The 21,625-nt window shown below is 72.1% G+C and carries 22 protein-coding genes and 1 pseudogene; 13 read left to right on the top strand and 10 right to left on the bottom strand.

Annotation, left to right across the window (positions count from 1 at the left end):
- Window positions 1-14: 14 nt before the first annotated feature.
- Window positions 15-1,085: an adenosine deaminase gene (locus QA802_RS02410; protein WP_334517767.1), complete on the top strand. Its 1,071-nt coding sequence runs from the start codon at window positions 15-17 to the stop codon at window positions 1,083-1,085.
- On the opposite strand, the gene QA802_RS02405 is transcribed toward QA802_RS02410, so the two are convergent.
- Together QA802_RS02405 and QA802_RS02400 are read right to left on the bottom strand one after the other, a co-directional pair.
- Window positions 1,067-1,582: a mycothiol transferase gene (locus tag QA802_RS02405; protein WP_334517765.1), complete on the bottom strand. Its 516-nt coding sequence runs from the start codon at window positions 1,580-1,582 to the stop codon at window positions 1,067-1,069. The two genes, QA802_RS02410 and QA802_RS02405, sit on opposite strands and share 19 nt — an antisense overlap.
- Window positions 1,583-1,607: 25 nt before the next feature.
- Window positions 1,608-2,492, bottom strand: coding sequence for a LysR family transcriptional regulator (locus QA802_RS02400; RefSeq protein ID WP_334517763.1), 885 nt, complete (start codon window positions 2,490-2,492; stop codon window positions 1,608-1,610).
- A gap of 168 nt (window positions 2,493-2,660) precedes the next feature.
- Between QA802_RS02400 and mgrA the strand changes: the two genes are divergently transcribed.
- Entirely contained in the window at window positions 2,661-3,653 is a 993-nt protein-coding gene (mgrA, locus tag QA802_RS02395; RefSeq protein ID WP_334517761.1) for an L-glyceraldehyde 3-phosphate reductase, read from the top strand.
- 223 nt (window positions 3,654-3,876) lie between these two features.
- On the opposite strand, the gene QA802_RS02390 is transcribed toward mgrA, so the two are convergent.
- Complete coding sequence (locus QA802_RS02390) at window positions 3,877-4,275, bottom strand: nuclear transport factor 2 family protein (RefSeq protein ID WP_334517760.1); 399 nt, start codon at window positions 4,273-4,275, stop codon at window positions 3,877-3,879.
- 307 nt (window positions 4,276-4,582) lie between these two features.
- Between QA802_RS02390 and QA802_RS02385 the strand changes: the two genes are divergently transcribed.
- From QA802_RS02385 to QA802_RS02370, 4 genes and pseudogenes are all read left to right on the top strand, one after another.
- Window positions 4,583-4,993: a hypothetical protein gene (locus tag QA802_RS02385; protein ID WP_334517759.1), complete on the top strand. Its 411-nt coding sequence runs from the start codon at window positions 4,583-4,585 to the stop codon at window positions 4,991-4,993.
- A 100-nt stretch (window positions 4,994-5,093) separates the two neighbouring features.
- Entirely contained in the window at window positions 5,094-7,433 is a 2,340-nt protein-coding gene (locus QA802_RS02380) for an FHA domain-containing protein (protein ID WP_334517757.1), read from the top strand.
- Window positions 7,434-7,442: 9 nt separating this feature from the next.
- Window positions 7,443-7,946 (top strand): annotated as a pseudogene (locus tag QA802_RS02375) (hypothetical protein); the annotation flags it as partial.
- A gap of 269 nt (window positions 7,947-8,215) precedes the next feature.
- A complete protein-coding gene (locus QA802_RS02370) occupies window positions 8,216-9,208 on the top strand; it encodes a serine/threonine-protein kinase (RefSeq protein WP_334517755.1) in 993 nt (330 codons plus the stop codon).
- A 100-nt stretch (window positions 9,209-9,308) separates the two neighbouring features.
- Here QA802_RS02370 and QA802_RS02365 read toward each other — a convergent pair whose 3' ends face one another.
- Complete coding sequence (locus QA802_RS02365; protein WP_334517753.1) at window positions 9,309-10,580, bottom strand: streptophobe family protein; 1,272 nt, start codon at window positions 10,578-10,580, stop codon at window positions 9,309-9,311.
- Between the two features lie 246 nt (window positions 10,581-10,826).
- Between QA802_RS02365 and QA802_RS02360 the strand changes: the two genes are divergently transcribed.
- Window positions 10,827-12,131, top strand: a complete 1,305-nt coding sequence (locus tag QA802_RS02360; protein ID WP_334517752.1) for a DUF6777 domain-containing protein — start codon at window positions 10,827-10,829, stop codon at window positions 12,129-12,131.
- 192 nt (window positions 12,132-12,323) lie between these two features.
- Window positions 12,324-12,785 carry an ATP-binding protein gene (locus QA802_RS02355; protein WP_319165485.1) on the top strand — a complete coding sequence of 154 codons (462 nt, stop codon included), beginning with the start codon at window positions 12,324-12,326 and terminating at the stop codon, window positions 12,783-12,785.
- A 38-nt stretch (window positions 12,786-12,823) separates the two neighbouring features.
- On the opposite strand, the gene QA802_RS02350 is transcribed toward QA802_RS02355, so the two are convergent.
- Window positions 12,824-13,717 carry an RNA polymerase sigma factor SigF gene (locus QA802_RS02350; RefSeq protein ID WP_334517750.1) on the bottom strand — a complete coding sequence of 298 codons (894 nt, stop codon included), beginning with the start codon at window positions 13,715-13,717 and terminating at the stop codon, window positions 12,824-12,826.
- Window positions 13,718-13,996: 279 nt separating this feature from the next.
- Between QA802_RS02350 and QA802_RS02345 the strand changes: the two genes are divergently transcribed.
- The gene (locus QA802_RS02345) at window positions 13,997-14,428 is read left to right on the top strand and encodes a helix-turn-helix domain-containing protein (protein WP_334517749.1); all 432 of its coding nucleotides are present in this window, start codon (window positions 13,997-13,999) and stop codon (window positions 14,426-14,428) included.
- Between the two features lie 21 nt (window positions 14,429-14,449).
- On the opposite strand, the gene QA802_RS02340 is transcribed toward QA802_RS02345, so the two are convergent.
- Window positions 14,450-15,052 carry a ClpP family protease gene (locus QA802_RS02340; RefSeq protein ID WP_319165489.1) on the bottom strand — a complete coding sequence of 201 codons (603 nt, stop codon included), beginning with the start codon at window positions 15,050-15,052 and terminating at the stop codon, window positions 14,450-14,452.
- A gap of 1 nt (window position 15,053) precedes the next feature.
- Window positions 15,054-15,692 (bottom strand): ATP-dependent Clp protease proteolytic subunit, encoded by a 639-nt coding sequence (locus QA802_RS02335; RefSeq protein WP_334517747.1) that lies wholly within the window; start codon window positions 15,690-15,692, stop codon window positions 15,054-15,056.
- Between the two features lie 183 nt (window positions 15,693-15,875).
- Between QA802_RS02335 and QA802_RS02330 the strand changes: the two genes are divergently transcribed.
- The 3 genes from QA802_RS02330 to QA802_RS02320 all read left to right on the top strand — a co-directional run bounded on the left by QA802_RS02330 (window position 15,876) and on the right by QA802_RS02320 (window position 18,106).
- Complete coding sequence (locus QA802_RS02330; RefSeq protein WP_334517746.1) at window positions 15,876-16,358, top strand: VOC family protein; 483 nt, start codon at window positions 15,876-15,878, stop codon at window positions 16,356-16,358.
- 210 nt (window positions 16,359-16,568) lie between these two features.
- Window positions 16,569-17,366: a VOC family protein gene (locus tag QA802_RS02325; RefSeq protein WP_334517744.1), complete on the top strand. Its 798-nt coding sequence runs from the start codon at window positions 16,569-16,571 to the stop codon at window positions 17,364-17,366.
- Between the two features lie 20 nt (window positions 17,367-17,386).
- Window positions 17,387-18,106 carry a ribonuclease H family protein gene (locus QA802_RS02320; RefSeq protein WP_334517742.1) on the top strand — a complete coding sequence of 240 codons (720 nt, stop codon included), beginning with the start codon at window positions 17,387-17,389 and terminating at the stop codon, window positions 18,104-18,106.
- A 56-nt stretch (window positions 18,107-18,162) separates the two neighbouring features.
- Here QA802_RS02320 and QA802_RS02315 read toward each other — a convergent pair whose 3' ends face one another.
- The 3 genes from QA802_RS02315 to melC1 form a co-directional block, all read right to left on the bottom strand.
- Window positions 18,163-18,615 (bottom strand): SRPBCC family protein, encoded by a 453-nt coding sequence (locus QA802_RS02315; protein WP_334517740.1) that lies wholly within the window; start codon window positions 18,613-18,615, stop codon window positions 18,163-18,165.
- Window positions 18,616-18,774: 159 nt separating this feature from the next.
- Complete coding sequence (gene melC2 / locus QA802_RS02310; RefSeq protein ID WP_334517738.1) at window positions 18,775-19,599, bottom strand: tyrosinase MelC2; 825 nt, start codon at window positions 19,597-19,599, stop codon at window positions 18,775-18,777.
- Window positions 19,600-19,644: 45 nt separating this feature from the next.
- Complete coding sequence (gene melC1 / locus QA802_RS02305) at window positions 19,645-20,013, bottom strand: apotyrosinase chaperone MelC1 (protein ID WP_334517736.1); 369 nt, start codon at window positions 20,011-20,013, stop codon at window positions 19,645-19,647.
- A 350-nt stretch (window positions 20,014-20,363) separates the two neighbouring features.
- Between melC1 and QA802_RS02300 the strand changes: the two genes are divergently transcribed.
- A complete protein-coding gene (locus QA802_RS02300) occupies window positions 20,364-21,584 on the top strand; it encodes an FAD-dependent monooxygenase (RefSeq protein ID WP_334517734.1) in 1,221 nt (406 codons plus the stop codon).
- Window positions 21,585-21,625 lie beyond the last annotated feature (41 nt).

Genomic DNA, 21,625 nt, shown 5'->3' with positions numbered 1-21,625 from the left:
AAGACATCACGCACATGACCGCGCCCCGCATCGACATCGACACCCTCCGCCGGCTCCCCAAGGCCGTCCTGCACGACCACCTGGACGGCGGACTGCGCCCCGCCACCGTCGTCGAGCTCGCGGCGGAGGTCGGCCACACCCTGCCCACCACCGACGCCGACGAGCTCGCCGCCTGGTACGTCGAAGCCGCCGACTCGGGCGACCTGGTGCGCTACATAGCCACCTTCGAACACACCCTCGCCGTCATGCAGACCCGTGAGGGCCTGCTGCGCACCGCCGAGGAGTACGTCCTCGACCTGGCGGCGGACGGCGTCGTCTACGGCGAGGTCCGGTATGCCCCCGAGCTGATGCTGAACGGCGGGCTGACGCTCCCCGAGGTCGTCGAGGCGGTCCAGGAGGGCCTCGCCGCCGGCATGGCCAAGGCGGCCGCCGCGGGCACGCCCGTCCGGGTCGGCACCCTGCTCTGCGGCATGCGCATGTTCGACCGCACCCGGGAGACCGCCCACCTCGCGGTCGCCTTCCGGGACGCCGGCGTCGTAGGCTTCGACATCGCCGGCGCCGAGGACGGCTTCCCGCCCGCCGACCACCTCGACGCCTTCGCGCACCTGCGCCGCGAGAACGTGCCCTTCACCATCCACGCCGGCGAGGCCCACGGCCTGCCCAGCATCCACCAGGCGCTCCAGGTGTGCGGCGCCCAGCGCATCGGGCACGGCGTGCGCATCACCGACGACATCGTGGACGGCAAGCTCGGCCGCCTCGCCGGCTGGGTGCGCGACCGCCGGATCGCCCTGGAGATGTGCCCGACGTCCAACCTCCAGACCGGCGCCGCCACCTCGATCGCCGAGCACCCGATCACCGCGCTGAAGGACCTCGGCTTCCGCGTCACGCTCAACACGGACAACCGGCTGGTCTCCGGCACCACGATGACCCGCGAGATGTCTCTGCTGGTCGAGGAGGCGGGCTGGGGCGTCGAGGACCTGCGCACGGTCACGGTGAACGCCCTCAAGAGCGCCTTCGTCCCGTTCGACGAGCGCACGGCGCTCATCGAAGACGTCGTCCTGCCGGGTTACGCCGCCGCGCTCTGAAGGAGCCCGCGCAGGTAGGCGGCCTGTCCGACGTGCTGGAGATCGTCGGACAGGACGCTGACCAGCCGTACGCCCAGCGTGACCGGCGGATCCCAGCGCTCGTCCACCACGCGCTCCAGGTCGGCGGCGGTCAGCGTGCGCAGCGCCTCGACGCTCTGCGCGTGCACGGCGTCGTGGTAGCCGGTCAGCAGGCCGGCGTCACCGACCCGCACCTTCGCGACCTGCTCGGAGCTGTGCCCGTACCCGGTGTCCTCGGGCGGCAGGTCGAGGCCGAACCGTTTCTCCCAGTCCTGGGTCAGCCACACCTGGTCGAGCCCGAAGGCGTCGGCCACGTGGTCGTCCTGGACGCGGGTGAGGTGCCAGACGAGCCAGGCGACCGAGTTGGCCCCGGCGGCAGGCCGTTCGCCGAGCGCGTCGGGGGCCATGCCCTCGACCGCGGCGCGGACCTCTTCCTGGATGCGGTTGTACCCGTCGATGAGGATGTCCTTCGCATGCATGGGTCCACCATCGCCCAGCGGACGCTCACGCGCCCACTGTTTCCAGCAGCCCCATGAGCGCCCGGGCCGCCGGGCTGGTCGCCCGGGCCGGCGGCAGCAGGGCCGCCGTCTCGTAGACAGCCCCACCGGTGCCCTTCAGGGCGAGGGCGGTGAGAGCCTCACGCTTGTGCCGGAAATGGCGCGGCACCACCGCGACGCCGAGGTTCTCGCCCACCAGGTCCAGCAGGCTGTGCACGTCGTTGACCTCCAGAGCGACCGTGCGATGCACCCCCGCCTCGGCGAACGCGGCGTCGGTGGCGCTGCGCGGCCCCCAGCCCGGGTGGAAGTCGACGAACACCTCGCCGGCCAGATCCCCCGGCGTCACGGCCGCCGACGCTCCGGCGAGACGGTGGTCGGGGTGGCACAGCACGTACATCGGCTCGGCCGCCAGCGGGACGCAGCGCAGCTGGTCGGTGTCGGTCTGGGTGCGGTAGGCGAAGGCCAGGTCGAGCCGGCCGGCCGCCACCTCCTCGCCGAGCGCGCCCGAGCCGGTCTGCCGCAGCCGGATCTCCACGTCGGGATGGCTCCGCCGGAACGCCGCCAGCAGCCCCGCCACATGCACCCCGGCGATGCACTGCTCGGTGCCCACCGAGAGGGTTCCGCGGACCACGCCCTGCACGGCGGCGACCGCCTCGTGGGCCGCCCGCACCTGCGCCAGGACGCGCTCCGCCTCGCCCAGCAGCGCCCGGCCCGCCTCGGTCAGCGTCACCCGCCGGGTGGTCCGGACGAAGAGGGGGGCGCGCAGCTCCCGCTCCAGGGCCCGGATCGACGCCGACAGGCCGGACTGGGAGACCATCAGGCGTTCGGCAGCCCGGGTGAAATGCTGGTCCTCGGCGACGGCTACGAAGTGCTGGAGGTGGCGCAGTTCCATGATTGAGAAGCGTATCCGCTGAATCTCATCGGATTCTTCTGTTGGACCACTGCCCGCAGGCGGGGTCAGAGTGGGTGACGGTCCCTGAAACGGATCTTTCCGGACCCGTCCCACCCGGGCTCGGGGCTTCCGGGCCCGATCGTCGTGCCAACCCTTTCTGGAGTCGCGTTGTACACCGCACACCCCGACCGTTACGCGGACATGCCCTACCGGCGCACCGGACGCAGTGGCCTGAAGCTCCCCGCGCTGTCGCTCGGCCTGTGGCACAACTTCGGCCCGGACCGCCCGGTCGAGACGCAGCGGGCCATCCTGCGCCGGGCCTTCGACCTCGGCATCACCCACTTCGACCTGGCCAACAACTACGGCCCGCCGCCCGGCGCGGCCGAGTCCGCCCTCGGCGGGTTCCTCCGGACCGACTTCGCGCCGTACCGCGACGAGCTGGTGATCTCCACCAAGGCGGGCTACCTGATGTGGCCCGGCCCGTACGGCGAGTGGGGCTCGCGCAAGTACGTGCTGTCGTCGCTGGACCAGAGCCTGAAGCGGATGGGCCTGGACTACGTGGACGTCTTCTACTCGCACCGCCCGGACCCGGAGACTCCCCTGGAGGAGACGATGGGGGCCTTGCACTCGGCGGTCCAGCAGGGCAAGGCGCTGTACGTCGGCGTCTCCAACTACTCGGCGGAGCAGACCCGGGAGGCCGCCCGGATCCTCGGCGAACTGGGCACCCCGCTCCTCATCCACCAGCCGCGCTACTCCATGCTCGACCGCCGCCCGGAGAGCGGGGGCCTGCTGGACGCGCTGGACGAGCTCCAGATCGGGTCGATCGTGTTCTCGCCGCTGGAGCAGGGCCTGCTGACCGGCCGCTACCTGAACGGCATCCCGGAGGACTCGCGCGCGGCGAGCGACAGTCCGTTCCTGAAGTCCGAGGCGGTCACCAAGGAGCTGGTCGGCAAGCTGCGCGGCCTCGACAAGATCGCGAAGTCCCGCGGCCAGTCCCTCGCCCAGCTCGCGCTCGCCTGGGTGCTGCGCGGCGGCCGGGTGACCTCCGCGCTGGTCGGCGCGAGCAGCGCCCGGCAGATCGAGGACAGCGTCGGCGCGCTGGACCGGCTGGACTTCGCCGACGAGGAGCTGACCCGGATCGACGCGGTGATCAAGGGCTGAGTGAATTCGGCGTCGAGCGTTCCGTTCACGGCACCGCGTTCCGCGTTTTACGGCACCGGTTTCCGTTCACGGTATCGGGGTCCGTTTCCGGCATCACGCATTCCGTTTAGGCCCGGATCGCGCATTCCGTTTACGTACGGGCCGTCGTCCGCGCTCATGACGTCCTCCGCCCGCAGTGGTCGTACGACGGCCTCTCACCGTCAGGCCGCTGCGGGCGGGGAATTCACCGCAGCGGGAGTCGGGCCCCGGCCGGCACGCGGTCCAGGAATCCCAGGACGGACGTGATCCGGCCTTCCGCGTCCAGCGTGATGACGTCGGATCCGGCCATCGGGGCGGGGCCCCCGGCCTCGCTCACCAGTTCCCACGAGAACCGGGCCGTGTCGTGATGGCCGTCGACCGCGCTGGAGAGCCGGAAGGCGAAACCCGGGAACTGCGCGTGAGCCGCCGCGATCATGGCCGTGATCTCCTCGTGGCCGCGGACGTCGGAGAAGGGGTCGGTGTACGTGCCCCGCTCGGCCCACACGGCGGCGACGGCCTTCGCCGGCGCCTCGGGCTCCCGCGCGTTCCAGGCCTCGATGTAGCGGGCGACGGCGTGCTCGTAGCGGTCGGTGTTCGCGGTCATGGGAAATCAGCCCCCAAGAAGGTCGTCGACACTGGTCAGATCCCGGATCACGGCCTTCGCCGCCCCGGTGTGACCACCTTGCCCTCGCCCGCCGCCCGGGTCGATTACCCGCCGGGTAATGACGATGTTCGGCAAAGGTCGCCGCATTTCGGCCATGAGCCGCGAGGAATATGCCAGGAGACTGGCTAAAAAGACATGGTGACAGTGTTTCAGCAGTGAACATACTCGAACGTCGGGGGCAGTTTCCCCACAGGAGCCGCACGGAAAGCGAGGCGCGACCGGCAAGCGAGCACCGGGGGAGAGGGACGTGCACGACGAATTCCTGTGTCATGTCACCGCGTACGGCGTCTGCGACGGCCGGCGCATCGGCGTACCGCTCGGTACCTACCGCGCGCCGACGCTGGCGCTCGCCCTGTGGTGGCTGCGGGACCGGGCGTCCTGGATGGCCGAACGACTGGATCCGCTGCCCGAGAGCGATTATTTCCCGCCGGGGGCGCTCGTCCCCGTCGCCGACACCGTGCAGGACGTGCCCGGACTGCTGCGGGCCTGGTGCGCCGACGCGGGCCGGCAGGAGCTGGTGGCCGACGAGCTGGCGGGCGGCAGGCTGGTGCGGATCGCGGTCAGCGACGACACCACCGAGTACGAGCTTCTCGCGGAGTCCGTCGACGCGCTGCGCATGCAGCGCACCGTCCCGGCCCTCGTCGTCCCGGTCGGCTGACGGGTCGCCACGTCGCACGCCGACCGCGCACACCGCGCACGTCCGCCGTCCTCCTCCTCCTCGTCGGGCACACAAGGGTGCGAATCGATAGAATTCAGGCATGACGGAGCGACCGGTCTCCTCGACTGCGCCCGAACTCGTGCTGGAGACCGAGACGGGCTCGACCTTGCTGATCCCGGGCCACGACTACCGCCTCGGGCGGGACCCGCACAGCGACATCGTCATCGACGACACCCGCGTCTCCTGGCACCACGCGGTGCTGCGCCCCGACGGCGACCACTGGACCATCGAGGACGACCACAGCACCAACGGCACCTACGCCGACGGCCGCCAGGTCCACGAGTGGGGCGTCGGCCCCGGCAGCGTCATCCGGTTCGGCAGCCCGTCCGACGGACCCCGCGTCGTCCTGTCCGGCCTCGCGCCGGCGCCCCCCGAGCGCCCGTCGGCCGTCTCCATGCCCGCCCTGACCGGCACCTTCCGGCAGCCCACCAACGTCCGGCCGCTGCCCCCGCGCACCGTGCGCATCGGCCGCGCCGCCGACAGCGACCTCGTCGTCGACGACCTCGTCGTCTCGCGCCGGCACGCCGAACTGCGCGCGCTGCCCGACGGCGGCCACGAGATCGTCGACCTCGGCAGCCACAACGGCACCTACCTCAACGGGCTGCCCGTCGACCGCGCCCCCGTCGGCCCCGGAGACATCGTCGGCATCGGCCACTCGGCGTTCTGCCTGGTCGGCGACCAGCTCCAGGAGTACGTCGACACCGGCGAGATCTCCCTCGACGTGCAGGACCTCACGGTCGCCGTCGACCGCGGCCGCAAGGTGCTCCTCGACCATGTGTCGTTCCCGGTGGGGGAGAAGTGCCTGCTCGCCGTCGTCGGGCCCAGCGGTGCGGGCAAGTCCACCCTGCTCGGGGCCCTCACCGGCCAGCGCCCCGCGGGCCACGGCACCGTGGTCTACGACGGCCGCGACCTCTACCGCGACTACGCCGAGCTGCGCCAGCGCATCGGCCTCGTCCCGCAGGACGACATCCTGCACGCCCAGCTGACCGTGCGCAGCGCCCTCGCCTACGCCGCCGAACTGCGCTTCCCGCAGGACACCGCCAAGGCAGAACGCCGCGAGCGGGTCGAGGAGGTCATCCGGGAACTCGGCCTTCAGGAACGCGCCGACCAGCCCGTGCACAGCCTCTCCGGCGGGCAGCGCAAACGCGTCAGCGTGGCTCTGGAACTGCTCACCAAGCCTTCGCTGCTCTTCCTCGACGAGCCGACGTCCGGCCTCGACCCCGGCATGGACCGCTCGGTGATGCACATGCTGCGCGGCCTCGCCGACGACGGCCGCACCGTCATCGTCGTCACGCACAGCGTCCTCAGCCTCGACGTCTGCGACCGGCTGCTGGTCCTCGCGCCCGGCGGCAAGGTGGCCTACTACGGGCCGCCCGAGGACGCGCTCGCCTATTTCGGCTTCGAGCAGTGGCCCGAGGCCTTCGAGGCCTTCGAACGCGACCAGGACCGGGACTGGGCGGGGGAGTACCGCGACTCGCCGTCGCGCCGGCGCTACGTCCTCGACGACAGCGAACAGCCCCGGCTGCCGCGCTCCGGACCGGTGATCATGCTGCCGCCGCCGCGGCCCCGCAGCCGGAGCGCCCAGATCGGCACCCTGGTGCGCCGCTACACCTCCGCCCTCGCCGCCGACCGCACGTTCCTCGCCATCATGATCGCGCTGCCGTTCGTCATGGGCATCATGGCCCGGGCCCTCGCGGGCGGCGAGCTCACCCGGGAGACGGCGATGAACGCGCTGCTCATCCTGTGCGTCGGCGGCGTCCTGACCGGGGCCGCCAACGCGGTGCGCGAACTCGTCAAGGAACGCGTGATCTACCAGCGGGAACGCGCGGTGGGCCTGTCCAGATCGGCGTACCTGATGTCCAAGGTCGTCGTGCTGGGCACTGTGACCGTGTTGCAGGCGGTCGTCCTCACGCTCGTCGCCCTGCTCGGCGTCGACCTGCACGCGCCCGGCGGCCAGGGCGTGCTGATGCCGCCCCTCGTCGAGATCACCGTCGCCGTGGCGCTGCTCTCCTTCACCGCGATGATGCTCGGGCTCCTGGTGTCCGCGCTGGTGCGCAAGGAGGAGGTGACGATGCCGCTGCTGGTGCTGCTCGCCATCGTCCAGGTGGTCTTCTGCGGGGCCCTGCTGCAACTGAGCGGTGTGCCCGGCCTGGACCAGCTGTCGTGGCTGGTGCCCTCGCGGTGGGCGCTCGGCGCGATGGCCGGCACCATCGGGCTCTCCCGGATCGTGCCCGGCGACCTCACCGGCGACCCGCTGTTCGAGCACTCGGCCGGGGTGTGGCTGATCGACGTGGGCATGCTGGTCGTGCTCTCCGCGGCCTTCGGATTCATCGTCTCCCGGCTGCTGCGCCGGCACGAGCCCGCGGTGATGCGGAAGTAGGGGCGGCCTATGACGACTCCCGGATTCAGCCCCACGCACGTCGTCCCCCAGCACGGCATGCCCGCCTGGGAGGAGCCCGATCCGGCCCGCCCCACCCTGCCGCTCGACGCGCTGCTGCCGGTCCGGCTCCTGGAGCGGCGTGGCGACTGGGGCCGCGTGCTGTGCTCCAACGGCTGGTCGGCCTGGGTGGACGGCCGCAGCCTGGTCGCCGTCCCCGAGGATCCGCCCCGCTCCGACGGCCCGCACACGACCACGGCCGACCCCCGTCCCCTGCTCGACCGTGCCCAACAGGCCCTGGCCCGCTATCGGGCGGCCATGGAGGAACTGGCGGACGGCGACCTCGACGGCGAGTCCTTCCGCCGCCGCACCCAGGGGCTGCGGATCGGCGTGGTCGTCGACGGCGAGGACGTCTGGATGTACGACTCCGCCGGCGGGCGCTGGGCGTACGGCGACGGAACCCGCCTCAGCACGTACGCGACGGACCGCGCGCCGCACGCGGCCGTCGACACACCGCCGGACGGCGCGGAGAGCCGCGGCCCCGACCGGGAACACAGCCGCGACCAGGACCCGGACCGATACCGGGACGGGAACCAGGACCGGTACCAGGGCCGATACCGAGGCGGAGACACGGACCGAGAGCGGGGCCGAGACCGGGGCCGAGACCAGCACCGGGACCAGGACCAGGACCGGGGCCGTATCAAGGACCGGGGCCCGCAGCAGGAGCAGGAGCAGGATCTCGACCACACCGTCACCCGGATCGTGAACCGGGACCGGAGACCCTGATGGCGCACGCGACCAGCCCGTTCTCCGGCCGGCCCTCCGAACTGGTCGGCCGGCAGGTGGCCGGCTACCGCATCGAGCGCGAGATCGGCCGCGGCGGCATGGCCGTCGTCTACCGCGCCCACGACCTGCGCCTGGACCGCACGGTCGCACTCAAGCTGCTCGCCCCGGAGCTGGCCCGCAACGACGTCTTCCGCAAGCGGTTCACCCACGAGTCGCGGGCGGCCGCGGCGATCGACCACCCGCACATCGTGCCCGTCTTCGAGGCGGACGAGACCGACGGCGTGCTGTACATCGCGATGCGCTACGTCGAGGGCAGCGACCTGCGCCATCTGCTCGACCGGCAGGGTCCGCTGCCGCTCGCGAAGGCCGTCCGCATCGCCGCGCAGATCGCCTCGGCATTGGACGCCGCCCACGACCACGGGCTCGTGCACCGGGACGTCAAACCGGGCAACATCCTGGTGGCCCGGGGCACCGACAGCGACCACCCCGAGCACGCCTATCTCACCGACTTCGGGCTGACGAAGAAGTCGCTGTCCCTGACCGGGTTCACCACGGTCGGCCAGTTCGTCGGCACGCTCGACTATGTCTCACCCGAACAGATCTCCGGCCGTCCCGTCGACGGCCGCTGCGATGTCTACGGATTCGCCTGCGTCCTCTACGAGTGCCTCGCCGGCCGCCCGCCCTTCCTCCGCGACGACGACATGGCGCTGCTGTGGGCCCACCAGAACGCCGACCCGCCGCCCCTGACGCAGGCCCGGCCCGACCTGCCACCGCACGTCGACCAAGTCTTCGTCAGAGCCCTGGCGAAGAGCCCGGACGACCGGCAGGACACCTGCGGCGCGTTCGTCGCCGAGCTGAGGGCGACAGCGGGAGGCGCGCACCGGTCGGCGCATCCGCCGACGGAACTGGTCGACACCCCGCCGTCGGCCGGGTCGCCGGCGCCCGAGCCTCCGCTCTGGGCACGGCCGGTGTTCCACAGCCGTCGGCCCTGAGGTCCGTCCACCTCGAGGTGTGGGCCCGGGCGCGTCCGAGCCCGGTGCTTCGGGGCCCGGTCCTTCGGAGCCCCGTTGGGCAGCGCCCGGGGCGACGGCGTCAGCGCGGCGGGGGCACTTCCCGGCGACGGACCAGGCCCGCGAGGAGGCCGCCCAGGAACCCGGTGACCAGGCCCCACAACGCGGCGAGGCCCAGTGCCGACCACAGGCGGGGCCGCAGGAACAGCTCACCGGACAGGTTGCCGCCGAGGTCGCCGATGCCGAGCACGGACAGGCCGTAGCGTGCGGAGATCCGGCCGACCAGACAGAGCATCAGCACCGTGAGGACCAGCGCGACGGCCATGTGCAGGGCGTGCCGCCAGGCCGGGATCCGCGGGGGTGAGTGCGCCGCCATCAGGAACCCGGAGGCCAGCAGCAGGACCGCGTCCACCACGACGAGCCACCAGACCCGGCCGTCGTACGCGGCGAGGGCGCCGATGTCGAGTCGCGTGGTGTCCTTGCCGCGCAGCACCTCGTCCAGGACATGCGGCATCGGGAGCCCGAACGGGCCCTCCACCCGGCCGTCCCAGGCGGCGCCGAGCCCCAGGGTGAACACCAGCCACACCAGATTGGGCATGCCGAGCAGGATCACCGCGAGGGTCTGGACGGCGTGTCCACGGGTCGCGGCGACGACCAGCGCGACGACGACGCCCAGGGCCACGCACACCAGCAGCAGCACGACCATCGCGTGCGCGGCCGGCCGCACCGGCGCCTGGAAGCGCAGCAACCGGGCCGGCAGCGGCGCCCCGCGCGCGACCAGCAGCGTCAGCACCAGCACTCCGGCCAGCCACAGCAGTCCGACCAGGAGCGTCAGCGCCACGTCCGTCCTGAAGCCGACCTCGGGACCGACGTCGAACAGATCACCGAGGTCGCCCAGTGTGCCGTCGCCGAGGGAGACCTTGAAGGTCTGGCGGGCGGCGAGCGACAGGCCGAGCAGTCCGAGCAGCCACACGACGGCGATCCGGGCCGCCCAGCCGGCCAGTTCGGCGGCGCCGGCGACCGCCCGGTGCCGCAGCGGCCACAGGAATCCGGCGCCGACGACCAGCGCCCCGACCAGGGTCACGGAGAGCGGCAGCACCGTCAGTCCGCCCTCGGTGGCGGCGAGGCCGCCCGCGTCGCCGACCAGTTCTACCGTGCCGCCGACGGCCGAGACCACGGTCGCCGCGACCACCCGGGGGAAGGCGCCCCCGGGCAGGTCCGCGGCTCCGGCGGCCCACAGTCCCAGAGCCGCCGTCACGCCCATGGCGATCAGCCCGGTCAGCGCCGTGACGACCGCGCGGCCCCAGCCGTGGGCCGGGGATCCTGCCTGGTCGTGGGGGGTGTGCGCACTCACCCTGCCACGCTAAGCAGCGCCGGGGAAGTACGCCCGTCGGGAGGGACCGTACGGGCCGCCCGGCTTGCGGGCGACGCCCCACCGGGGCACACAATGGTCATGGTGGAAAAAGCGGCGCATATCGGATGATTGCGGATTCTGGTCTGCGCCGGTCACGCGTCCCGCAGGTGCGCGGTCCTGCCGTCGGCGCCGACGCCTCGGCTCCGTCGGACACCGCGCCGCGGGAAACCCACGTCGGGAGTGCTCGTGAGCGTCGAACCGCCGTCGTCCGGCCGTCCCTCGGAACCGCCCACGGAACCGTCCGGGCGGCCGACCGGCCCGCCCTCCGGTCCGCTGTCCGCGGGTTCCTCGCAGCCGCCCCAGGGCCCGCCCACCCCGCCGCCGGGCGGCGACTTCGACGCGGGCGGCGGGCCGCCACCGCGCAGGCCGTGGTGGAAGTCCGCGCCCCGGATCGCGCTGATCACCGTCGCCGTCGTGGCCGCCACCGCCCTCGCCCTCGTGCTGACCCTGCCCGGCGGCGGCACGTCCGACCAGGCCGGCGAGGTGTTCATGCAGCCGGCCGGCGAGGTCGGCCCGGACCCCGTCACCAAGACGTCCACGACGAGGGCGTCCGTACCGCCCGCCACGGTCGCCCCCTCGGGCTCGGCCCCGGCCGGGAACACCGTGCCCGCCGTCCGCGGCGGCGAGCCCGGACTGTACGGCGGCACCCGCCACGTCGCCAGCTGCGACGTGGAGCAGCAGATCAAGGCCCTCCAGCAGGCGCCCGACAAGAACAAGGCGTTCGCCTCGGTGGCCAGGGTCGAGCCGTCCGAGGTCCCCGCCTACCTGCGTTCGCTCACCTCGGTGCAGCTGCGCCTGGACACCCGCGTCACGAACCACGGTTACCGCGACGGCGGCGCCACCACCTACCAGGCCGTGCTGCAGGCCGGCACCGCCGTCCTGGTCGACCGGCACGGAGTGCCCCGGGTGCGCTGCGCCTGCGGCAACCCGCTGACCCCGCCCGTCGCCCAGCAGAGCGGGTACCGGCGGACGGGCCGGTCATGGCCGGCGTACAGCCCCGCGACCACCGTCACGGTCATGCCCTCGGCGACCGTGATCAAGGAGTTCGTCCTCTACGACCCCGACGACTCCCACCACTGGTTCGCCCGTCGGCCGGGCGACGACGGGGGCAAGGACCGGCCCACACGTGCTCCTGCGCACAAGACGCCGTCCATCATCGTCGCCCCGCCGAGCTCCCTGACCAGCCCCGCGTCCCCGCCGTGCGAGTCGCCGTCGACCGGTGACGCGACCGGCGCCCGCCCGCCGGGATGCGTCCTGCCGCCGTCGTCCGGCTCGTCCACCGAGGCGCCGTCCTCGAAGCCGCCGTCCTCCGAACCCCCGAGCTCGAAGCCGCCGTCCTCCGAGTCGCCGCCTCCCGAACCGCCGTCCTCGCCGCCGCCGTCCTCCGAACCACCGCCGCCGCCCCCCTCGTCGCCGGACTCGGTGTCCGAGCTGTCGAGCGCCCCCGGCAGCTCACTCTCCTCGCTGTCCTCGCTGCCCCGGTCCCAGTAGGCGGCGCGGGCGCCGGCCGCGAGGAACTCACCTCGGGCACGGTCCGCCGACGTGAGGCCGCCCGCTGTGCGATGCACGGCGAGGCCGTAGCCTGAACGGGTCAGGAATGACGGGGACTGCACGACGCGGCACGGGGTACGAGCACTGGTGCACAGCAGCGTCCGGCCAGTCCGGCCTCCGAGAGAGAACCGCATGATCGAGCACCTGGACGGGGCAGTGATACCGACTGGCTTCGACGTACCCGTGGAACCGCTACGGCGGGCGGCGCACTACACCGGCGACCCGGGCTGCATAGCCGAGGCCCGTGCCTTCGCAGCCCATTTCGTCGACCAGCTCAGGACCGAGTGGTGCGCGACCGTGGGCGAACGCGTGTGCGGCGAGGTGATGCTGGTGGTCAGCGAGCTGGTCACCAACGCCGACCGGCACAGCAACGGGCCGTACATCCTGGAGCTGGAGGGCACCGAGGCCTCCGTCACCGTGAGCGTCTACGACAGCAGTGACGCCCTGCCCATGCGCTACCCCAAGGACCCCGAACGCGTCGGCCGGCACGGTCTGGAGATCGTGCACGCGGTGGCGGCGCAGGTCACCGCCGAGCGGGTGCCGGTCGGCAAGCGGGTCCGCGCCGTGCTCGACTTCGGGCCGCCGACCCGATAGACGACCCGGCGGAGCCGGGCCTCGACGGCCCGAACGGGTCAGGCGCAGCCCAGTTCGCCCAGCATGCCCTCGCGCAGCCGGCCGATGATCCGCTTGATGAGGCGGGAGACGTGCATCTGGGAGCAGCCGAGCCGCTCGCCGATCTCCGCCTGGGTGGCCTCCTCCACGAACCGCAGGTGGATGATCCGCCGGTCGCGCTCGCTGAGCCCGGCCATGAGCGGGGCGAGAGAATGGAAGTCGTCGACGAGCCGCAGCCTGTCCTCCTCCACGCCGATGAAGTCCGCGAGGACCGACTCGCCCTGCTCCGGGCCGTCACCGGTGAGCGCGGCGTCGAGCGAGGAGGAGTTGTAGCCGTTGGAGGCGATCTGCGCCTCGACCACCTGTTCCGGCGAGAGGTTCATCAGCGTGGCCAGCTCCGCCACCGTCGGCTCGCGGTCCAGCCGGCTGGAGAGTTCGTCACGCGCCTTGGCCAGCTCGACGCGCAACTCCTGGAGCCGCCGCGGGACGTGCACGGCCCACGTCGTGTCCCGGAAGAACCGCTTGATCTCGCCGACGATGTACGGAAGCGCGAACGACGTGAACTCGACCGCGCGCGCGACCTCGAACCGGTCGATGGCCTTGATCAGGCCGATCATCCCGGTCTGGACGATGTCCTCCATGTCGTCCCCGCGGCCGCGGAACCGGCCCGCCGCGAAACGCACCAGGGACATGTTCATCTCGATCAGCGTGTTGCGCGCGTACTGGTAGTCGGGCGTGCCCTCCTCGAGAACGGCGAGCCGCCGGAAGAACTGGCGGGACAGCTCGCGCGCGTCACGCGGAGCCACACTCCGTGGCGCCTCGATGCCGGGCAGCGGCGCGTTTTCCTGAGGTCCGGCGGCTCCTGCGGTGTTCTCGACGATGTCGGCCTCCGACCGGACAGCGGCGGTCTGCATGGCCTCTCCCTCGAATCCCTCGAAAGTCGCGTTCCCGGTCACCGTGGCCGCACCGTCACGGTTCGGCGTGCGCCGTGCTCGTTGCGTGAGCGGACACCCGCGTGCGGCACCGCTCAGACTGCGAGTACCCGCATGCGGACGACCCATGCATGCCGGCACCGTCGGGCCGGAACGCTCCCCTCAGGGCCGGGGCGCGGCTCTCCCTCGCGGGCTGCCGATTCCACCCAGGGCGCAATGCCGCCCTCTTCCCGGGACGCCCCGCTCTCCTAGGCTGGGAAGGTGAGCCATCAGACGCCGAACCGAGCCCGCGTGATCCCGCTGCGCCCGCCTGCCGAGCGCCCGGGCACCGCCCCCGCCGTCCCCGCGCCCGCCTCGGCGCCCGGAACCGCCCCTCGACCGACGCCGCGCGAACCCCTGTTGCGCGACCTCGTCGGAGACGTCCTGCGCCGGGAACGCCAGGCGCAGCAGCGCACGCTCAAGGACGTGGCCGACGAGGCGCGCATCTCCATGCCGTACCTCTCGGAGGTGGAGCGGGGCCGCAAGGAGGCCTCCTCGGAGGTCCTCGCGGCCGCCGCCCAGGCCCTCGGTCTCAGCCTCGGCGACCTCCTGGCCCGCACCCAGGGAGAGCTGGTCCGGCTCGCCGGCCGGCACCCCGCGCGGAGCCGGACGACGACCGCTTCCGCGTACGACGGCCTCTGCCTCGCCGCCTGACGAACCGCGCGGGCCGGCGTCTCACACCGTCGGGGGACGCCGGCTCAGCACCTCGTCGGCCAGGCCGTACGCGACCGCCTCCCGCGCGGTGAACACCTTGTCGCGGTCCATGTCCGCGCGCAGGGTCGCGACGTCGTGGCCGGTGTGCCGGGCCAGCACCTCCTCCACCTGGGCACGGATGCGGACCATTTCCTTCGCCTGCAGCGCGAGATCCGAGACCGTGCCCTGCCGGCCGCCGCTGGCCGGCTGCCCCAGCAGCACGCGCGCGTGCTCCAGGACGAGCCGCCGGCCGGGATCGCCGCCCGCGAGCAGCACGGCTGCCGTCGACGCGGCCTGCCCGACGCAGAGCGTCGCGATCGGCGCCCGGACGAACGTCATCGTGTCGTAGATCGCCATCAGCGACGTGAACGAGCCGCCGGGGGAGTTGAGGTAGATCGAGATCTCGCTCTCCGGGGACGCCGCCTCCAGATGGAGGAGCTGCGCGATCACGACGTTGGCGACACCGTCGTCGATCTCGGTGCCGAGGAAGATGATCCGCTCCGACAGCAGCCGGCTGAACACGTCGTAGGACCGCTCGCCCTGCGGGGTCCGCTCGACCACGTTCGGAATCGTGTAGGTCCCCATGTCACAGCCCCATCCGTCGCTTCTGCGCGGCCGGGCGGACGTCCGCGAGGGACTCCACGACCCGGTCCACCATCCCGTACGCCCTGGCCTCCTCGGCCGTGAACCAGCGGTCGCGGTCGCCGTCCCGCGAGATGGTTTCGGGTGACTGCCCGGTGTGCTCGGCGGTGATCCGCTCGATGGTCCGCTTGGTGTGCTCCAGGTTCTCCGCCTGGATCTCGATGTCCGCCGTGGTGCCGCCGATCCCGGCCGACGGCTGGTGCATCATGACGCGCGCGTTCGGCAGCGCGTACCGCTTGCCGGCCGCGCCCACGCTGAGCAGGAACTGGCCCATGCTGGCCGCGAAACCCATCGCGAGGGTCGACACGTCGTTGGGGATCAGCCGCATCGTGTCGTAGACGGCGAGCCCGGCGTGCACCGAGCCGCCGGGACTGTTGATGTACAGGGCGATGTCGGTGCGCGGGTCCTCCGCCGACAGGATCAGCAACTGCGCGCAGACCCGGTTCGCGGACACCTCGTCGACCTGGGTGCCCAGCAACACGATGCGCTGGTCGAGCAGTTGGGCGGCGAGCTGGTCGTCGAAGCGGGTGGGCGGGGTGTCGCCCTCCGCGGCGCGGGGAGCGAGCGTGGTGAGTGGAGTCATCGGGTCTCCTCGTCGTGGCGTGGTGCCGTCGACTTCACTCTCGACCTCCGCGGACGCCCGCACGCCCGTTCTCTGCCCGCGGCAGATTCGCCGAGGGCAGAGCAGGAGACACGGGCCGAGCGATGAGTTTCCGCACGGGCGGGGGTCGATACTGGCGACCGCGTTCCCACCCAGGAGGTATTCATGACCACCGACGGATTCACCACGTGTCTCTGGTTCGACGGCCAGGCCGAGGAAGCCGCCCAGTTCTACGTCTCGGTCTTCAAGAATTCCAGCATCGGCTCCATCGGGCGCTACAACGAGGCCGGCCCCGGTCCGGCCGGGTCCGTGCTCGCGGTGGAGTTCACCGCCAACGGGCAGAAGTTCGTCGGCATCAACGGCGGCCCGCAGTTCACGTTCAGTGAGGCGATCTCCTTCCAGATCCACTGCGCGGACCAGGACGAGGTCGACCACTACTGGGCCAAGCTCACCGAGAACGGCGGCGAGCCGGGCCCCTGCGGGTGGCTCAAGGACAGGTACGGCCTGTCCTGGCAGGTCATCCCCGACGGACTGATCGAGATGATCAGCGACCCCGATCCGGAGAAGTCCACCCGCACCACCAAGGCCATGTACGCCATGGGCAAGCTCGACATCGTCGCGCTGAAGAAGGCCTACGACGGCGTGTAGCCACCGTCCGCCGAGGCCGCGCGACGGTTCGGGGCCCTGCCGTCCGACGGTTTCGGGCCCGGCCGTCCGGCGGTTCGGGCCGGGCGGGCCACGAAGGGATGTGCCGTGCAGGCGGTTTTCCGGGCGCCCCGGGTGTTCGACGCGCGATGCGCAGACGGGGTGGCTAGCGTGAGGAACCGGACAATCCATCTCACCGGGAGGGCCGCCGCCATGGCCGTACGACCAGAGGGAACCCCGTGCTGGGCCGACGCGATGTTCAGCGACGTGGAGGCCGCCAAGCACTTCTACGGCGAGGTCCTCGGCTGGACCTTCGGAGAGGCGTCGTCGGAGTACGGGAACTACACGCAGGCCTACGCCGACGGCAAGGCGGTCGCCGCGGTGGTCCCGCCGATGCCCGGCCAGGAAGGCCCGTCGCAGTGGTGCCTGTACCTGGCCTCCGAGGACGCCGCCGCGACCGCCGCCAGGATCCGTGAGCACGGCGGCGAGGTTCTGATGGAGCCGATGCGGGTGGGTGACTTCGGCACGATGTGCCTGGGGCGCGAGCCGGGCGGCGCGGTGTTCGGCGTGTGGCAGGCCGGCGTCCACGAGGGCTTCGAGGCCCCGCCCGAGCAGTCCGGCGCGTACTGCTGGGCCGAGGTGTTCAGCCGCGAACCGGAGCGGACGGACGCCTTCCTGCCGGCCGTGTTCCCGTACAAGGCGAAGCAGATGCAGGACGACGCGGTCGACTTCCGTATGTTCGAGATCGGCGGCGACACGGTGCTGGGCCGCATGAGGATGACGGAGGAGTTCCCGCCCGAGGTGCCCTCGTACGTCAACGTCTACTTCACCGTCGACGACTGCGACGACGCGGTGGCGAGGGCGACCAAGAACGGAGGCGTCCTGCGCTTCGGCCCGATGGACACCCCGTTCGGACGGTTCGCGGCGATCAGCGACCCACAGGGCGCGAACTTCTCGGTGATCGACGTGACGACCACCGCCGGCGAGATGCCGAAGACCACGGACGTCTGACCGGTCCCGGCCGTCATGGCATGATCGGGCACATGCGTGAACGACTGGTGGCCGCGTGCGACGGGGCTTCGAAGGGAAACCCGGGACCGGCGGCCTGGGCGTGGGTGATCGCGGACGACACCGAGACGCCGGCCCGCTGGGAGGCGGGCCCGCTCGGCAAGACCACCAACAACGTCGCCGAACTCACCGCGTTGGAACGCCTGTTGGCGGCCACCGATCCGGCCGTTCCGCTCGAGGTCCGGATGGACTCGCAGTACGCCATGAAGGCCGTCACCACGTGGCTGCCCGGCTGGAAGCGCAACGGCTGGAAGACGTCCGGCGGCAAGCCGGTGGCCAACCAGGAGCTGGTCGTGCGCATCGACGAACTGCTCGCGGGCCGCTCCGTCGACTTCCGCTACGTGCCCGCGCACCAGGTGGACGGCGACCCGCTCAACGATTTCGCGGACCGTGCCGCGAGCCAGGCCGCGGTCGTCCAGCAGCCGGCCGGCAGCGCCCAGGGCTCGCCCGAGCCGCCGCCCTCGCCGGACACCCCGAAGACGCGGTCCGCCGCGAAGCCGGGCCGCTCCGCCGGGGGCAAGTCGCCCCGGCGGAGCGGCGGTTCGTCGCCCCGCACGATCAGCGCCAAGTTTCCCGGCCGCTGTCTGTGCGGCCGCCCCTACGCGGCCGGCGAGCAGATCGCCAAGAACGACCAGGGCTGGGGACACCCGGAGTGCCGGACGGCGACCACCGACGCGGGCTGACCGCGCCGACGCGCGCCGTCCGGCGGCACGGGTGACCGGTGCGGGGCGAGCGGCGGTCAGACCACCGCTCCGCGCCAGCCCCCGGTCTCCATGCCGCGCTCCTCGATGAACTCCTTGAAGCGCGCCAGGTCGCCCTTGGTCTGGCGCTTCACGAAGCCCAGCTTGTCGCCGACGCTCTCGGCGACGCCCTCCGGCTGGAACTCCATCTGGAGCATCACCTTGGTGTGGGCGTCGTCCAGCCGGTGGAAGGTCACCACGCCGGCCTGCCGGGCCTCGCCCGAGACCGTGGTCCAGGCGACCCGTTCGTCCGGGATCTGCTCGGTGATCTCCGCGTCGAACTCCCGGTGCACGCCGTTGACACTGGTCACCCAGTGCGTCAGCGTGTCGGTCCGCTGCTCGACGCGCTGCACGCCGCCCATGAACTCGGGGAAGCTCTCGAACTGCGTCCACTGGTTGTAGGCCGTGTGCACGGGCACGTCGACCTCGATGGATTCCTCGACCTGCGACACGGTGTCACCTCCTGAGTCGTCGGGGTTCATCCTGTCGGTGCTGCCCGTGGCGGGTACCCGTCATCGCGGCGGCAAACAGGCCGGAGCGATCAGCCGCGCCGGAGCGATCAGCCGCGCCGGAGCGGTCGGCCGTGTCGGGGTGGTCGCGTGCCGGGGTGATCAGTCGACGTCGAAGGTGTAGTGGGCGGTGTGGTCGAGAAGGTCCGCCGGGGTGGTGTCGTTCCAGGGCCGCATGGTCTCGTGCAGGTCGACGACGTTCGGCGTCCCGCCGCCCGGGACGTAGCCGGAACCCGGGTGCCGGCGCTGCCACCGGGCCCACAGCCTGTCGATGTAGGCGTGGTGCAGCCAGAACACCGGGTCGTTGGGGGAGACCCCGGTCGACATGTGACCGCCGACCCACACATGGACCCGGTTGTGGAGGTTCACGCCGCGCCAGCCCTCGAGGTGATTGCGGAAGCCGTCCGAGGCGCTGTTCCAGGGGGCCATGTCGTACGTCGTCATCGCGAGCACCGAGTCCACCTCGGCCCGGGTCGGCAACTCGCGGACGGCCGTCCCCAGCGAGCGGCGCAGGTAGGTGCGGCCGTCGACGCGGACGTCGATCGGCCAGGCGCCCGACGACGCGGCGAACGGGCCGTCCATCACCCGGCCGTCCCGGCTGCGCCCGCTGCCGCCGAGGAAGTCCGGCGCCCACAGCGAGGAACGGGGCGAGCGGTCGGCGGACCAGTCCCAGTACGGCAGCGTCACCGACGCGTCCACCGACTGCAGCGCCCGCTCGAACTCCAGCAGGAATCTGCGGTGCCACGGCAGGAAGGACGGCGAACGGTGCCCGGTGCGCTCGCCGTCGTCGGTGTCGCCGAGGATGAACGCGTTGTGCGTGGTGACGAAGGCGTCGTAGCGGCCGGTGCGCTTGAGCTCGAGGACGGCGGCGACGAACCGCCGCTTCTCGTCGGCGGTCAGGGCGGCCTGGTTCTTGCGGACGGTCATGTGCGGTGCTCCAAGGGTGCGGAAGGGCGGGGCGTTCGGGCGGGGTCAGCCGGCCGGGAACGGGACGAGCCGGGCGCCCTGCAGCTCGTCGACCGCGGCGCGGGCCGCGGCCCGCGGGGTGGCCACCGGGTCGTAGTGACCGACCACGCTGATCCAGGAACCGTCGGCGTTGCGCATCACGTGCAGCTCCACCCCGTCGACGTACACGGCGTAGCCGCCGTGGTGATGGCCACTGCCGCCGCCGCTCCGGCCCTGTATCCGGCGGCCCTTGTAGACCTCGTCGAAAGCCTCGGGGGAGCCGTGCCCGTCGTGCCGGGCGTCGGCGGCCCGGGCGGCGGGGACGGCGGTGAGCGAGACGCCGGCGGCGGCGCCGGCGGCCGCGGTGAGCGCGCGACGGCGGCTGAGCTGTGGCATGCGGGATCTCCAGGAGTGCGAGGGGTTGACGACCCCGCATGCCTATCGGCCGGGTCACGAGGCCGGGAAATCGCCGGCGACCGGTCGGCTCCGATCCGGACATCCGCTTACATGTCGTGCAATCTTGAACCAAGATGATCTTGGTCGTCGGTGTGCCCGACCCGTGGCGGAACGGGCAATTCCTTTCCGTCGGGACACCGCTTCCGGTGATCTTTCTCGAAGCCCGGCGTCGCCGGTGGTGTGGCTCACGTGCGAAAAGTGGCGCGATCGGACAGGTGGGGCGCCCACGGGGCGCCCTCACCCCCTGCTACTCTGCGTCGTCAATCAATCACGACTGGTAACTCCAAGGGGTGCGCGTGAAGGTCGCCTGTGTCGGCGGCGGGCCCGCCGGCCTGTATCTCTCCATCCTGCTCAAGCGGCAGGACCCGTCCCACGACATCACCGTCCACGAACGCAACCCGGAGGGCTCGACCTACGGCTGGGGCGTCACGTACTGGCAGGGGCTCCTCGACGAACTCCGCGCCCGCGACCCCGAGTCGGCGCACGCGATCGAGGAGAGCTCCGTCCGCTGGAACGAGGGCGTCGCCCATGTACGGGACCTGGCGACCCGTCAGCCGGGCGACGAGGGGCACGGCATCGGCCGACACCGGCTGCTGGAGATCCTCGCGGACCGGGCCCGCGCGCTCGGCGTCCGGCTGGAGTTCGAGAGCGAGATCACCGCGGAGAACCTGCCGGACGCCGACCTCGTGGTGGCCGGCGACGGCGTGCGCAGCGCGCTGCGCACCCACCACGCGGACGACTTCGGCGCTCAGCTCACCGAGGGCCGCAACTCCTACGTCTGGCTCGGCACGACCAAGGTCTTCGACTCCTTCACCTTCGCCTTCGTGGAAACCGCGCACGGCTGGATCTGGTGCTACGGGTATCCCTTCAGCGACGAGCAGAGCACCTGCGTGATCGAGTGCGCCCCCGAGACGCTGACCGGACTCGGCCTCGACCGGGCGAGCGAGGCCGACAGCCTCGCCGACCTGGAGAAGCTCTTCGCGCACATCCTCGACGGTCACCCCCTCGTGGGCCGCGCCTCCTCCGCCGGCGGCAGCACCCAGTGGCTGACCTTCCGCACCCTCGTCAACCGCGCCTGGCGCCGCGGCAACCTCGTCCTCCTGGGCGACGCCGCCCACACCACGCACTACTCGATCGGCGCCGGCACCACCCTCGCCCTGGAGGACGCCATCGCCCTCGCCGAGGCGCTGCGCGACAGCGTGGACCTTCCGCAGGCCCTCGACCGCTACGAACGCGTACGCAAGTCCGCTCTGCTGTCCCAGCAGAGCGCCGCCCGCTACAGCGCCCGGTGGTACGAGAACCTCACCCGCTACATCCATCTCCCGCCGGAGCAGATGTTCGCCCTGCTCGGACAGCGCCACTCGCCCCTGCTGCCCTATGTCCCGCCCCAGTTGTACTACCGCCTCGACAGGGCGGCCGGACGCCTGGAAGCGCTGCGCCGCCTCAAGCGCTGGCTGGGTCCGAAGCTGGCGCGCGGCGCGCACGTCCGTGCGCTGACCGCCGGCAAGTAGGTCCTCCCGGCCCGCCCGGCGCACGCCGACCGCCCGGCGCA

It is taken from the genome of Streptomyces sp. B21-105, from assembly GCF_036898465.1.
In the GTDB taxonomy this organism is placed as follows: Bacteria; Actinomycetota; Actinomycetes; order Streptomycetales; family Streptomycetaceae; genus Streptomyces.
This window is presented reverse-complemented; position numbering and strand designations above follow the sequence as displayed.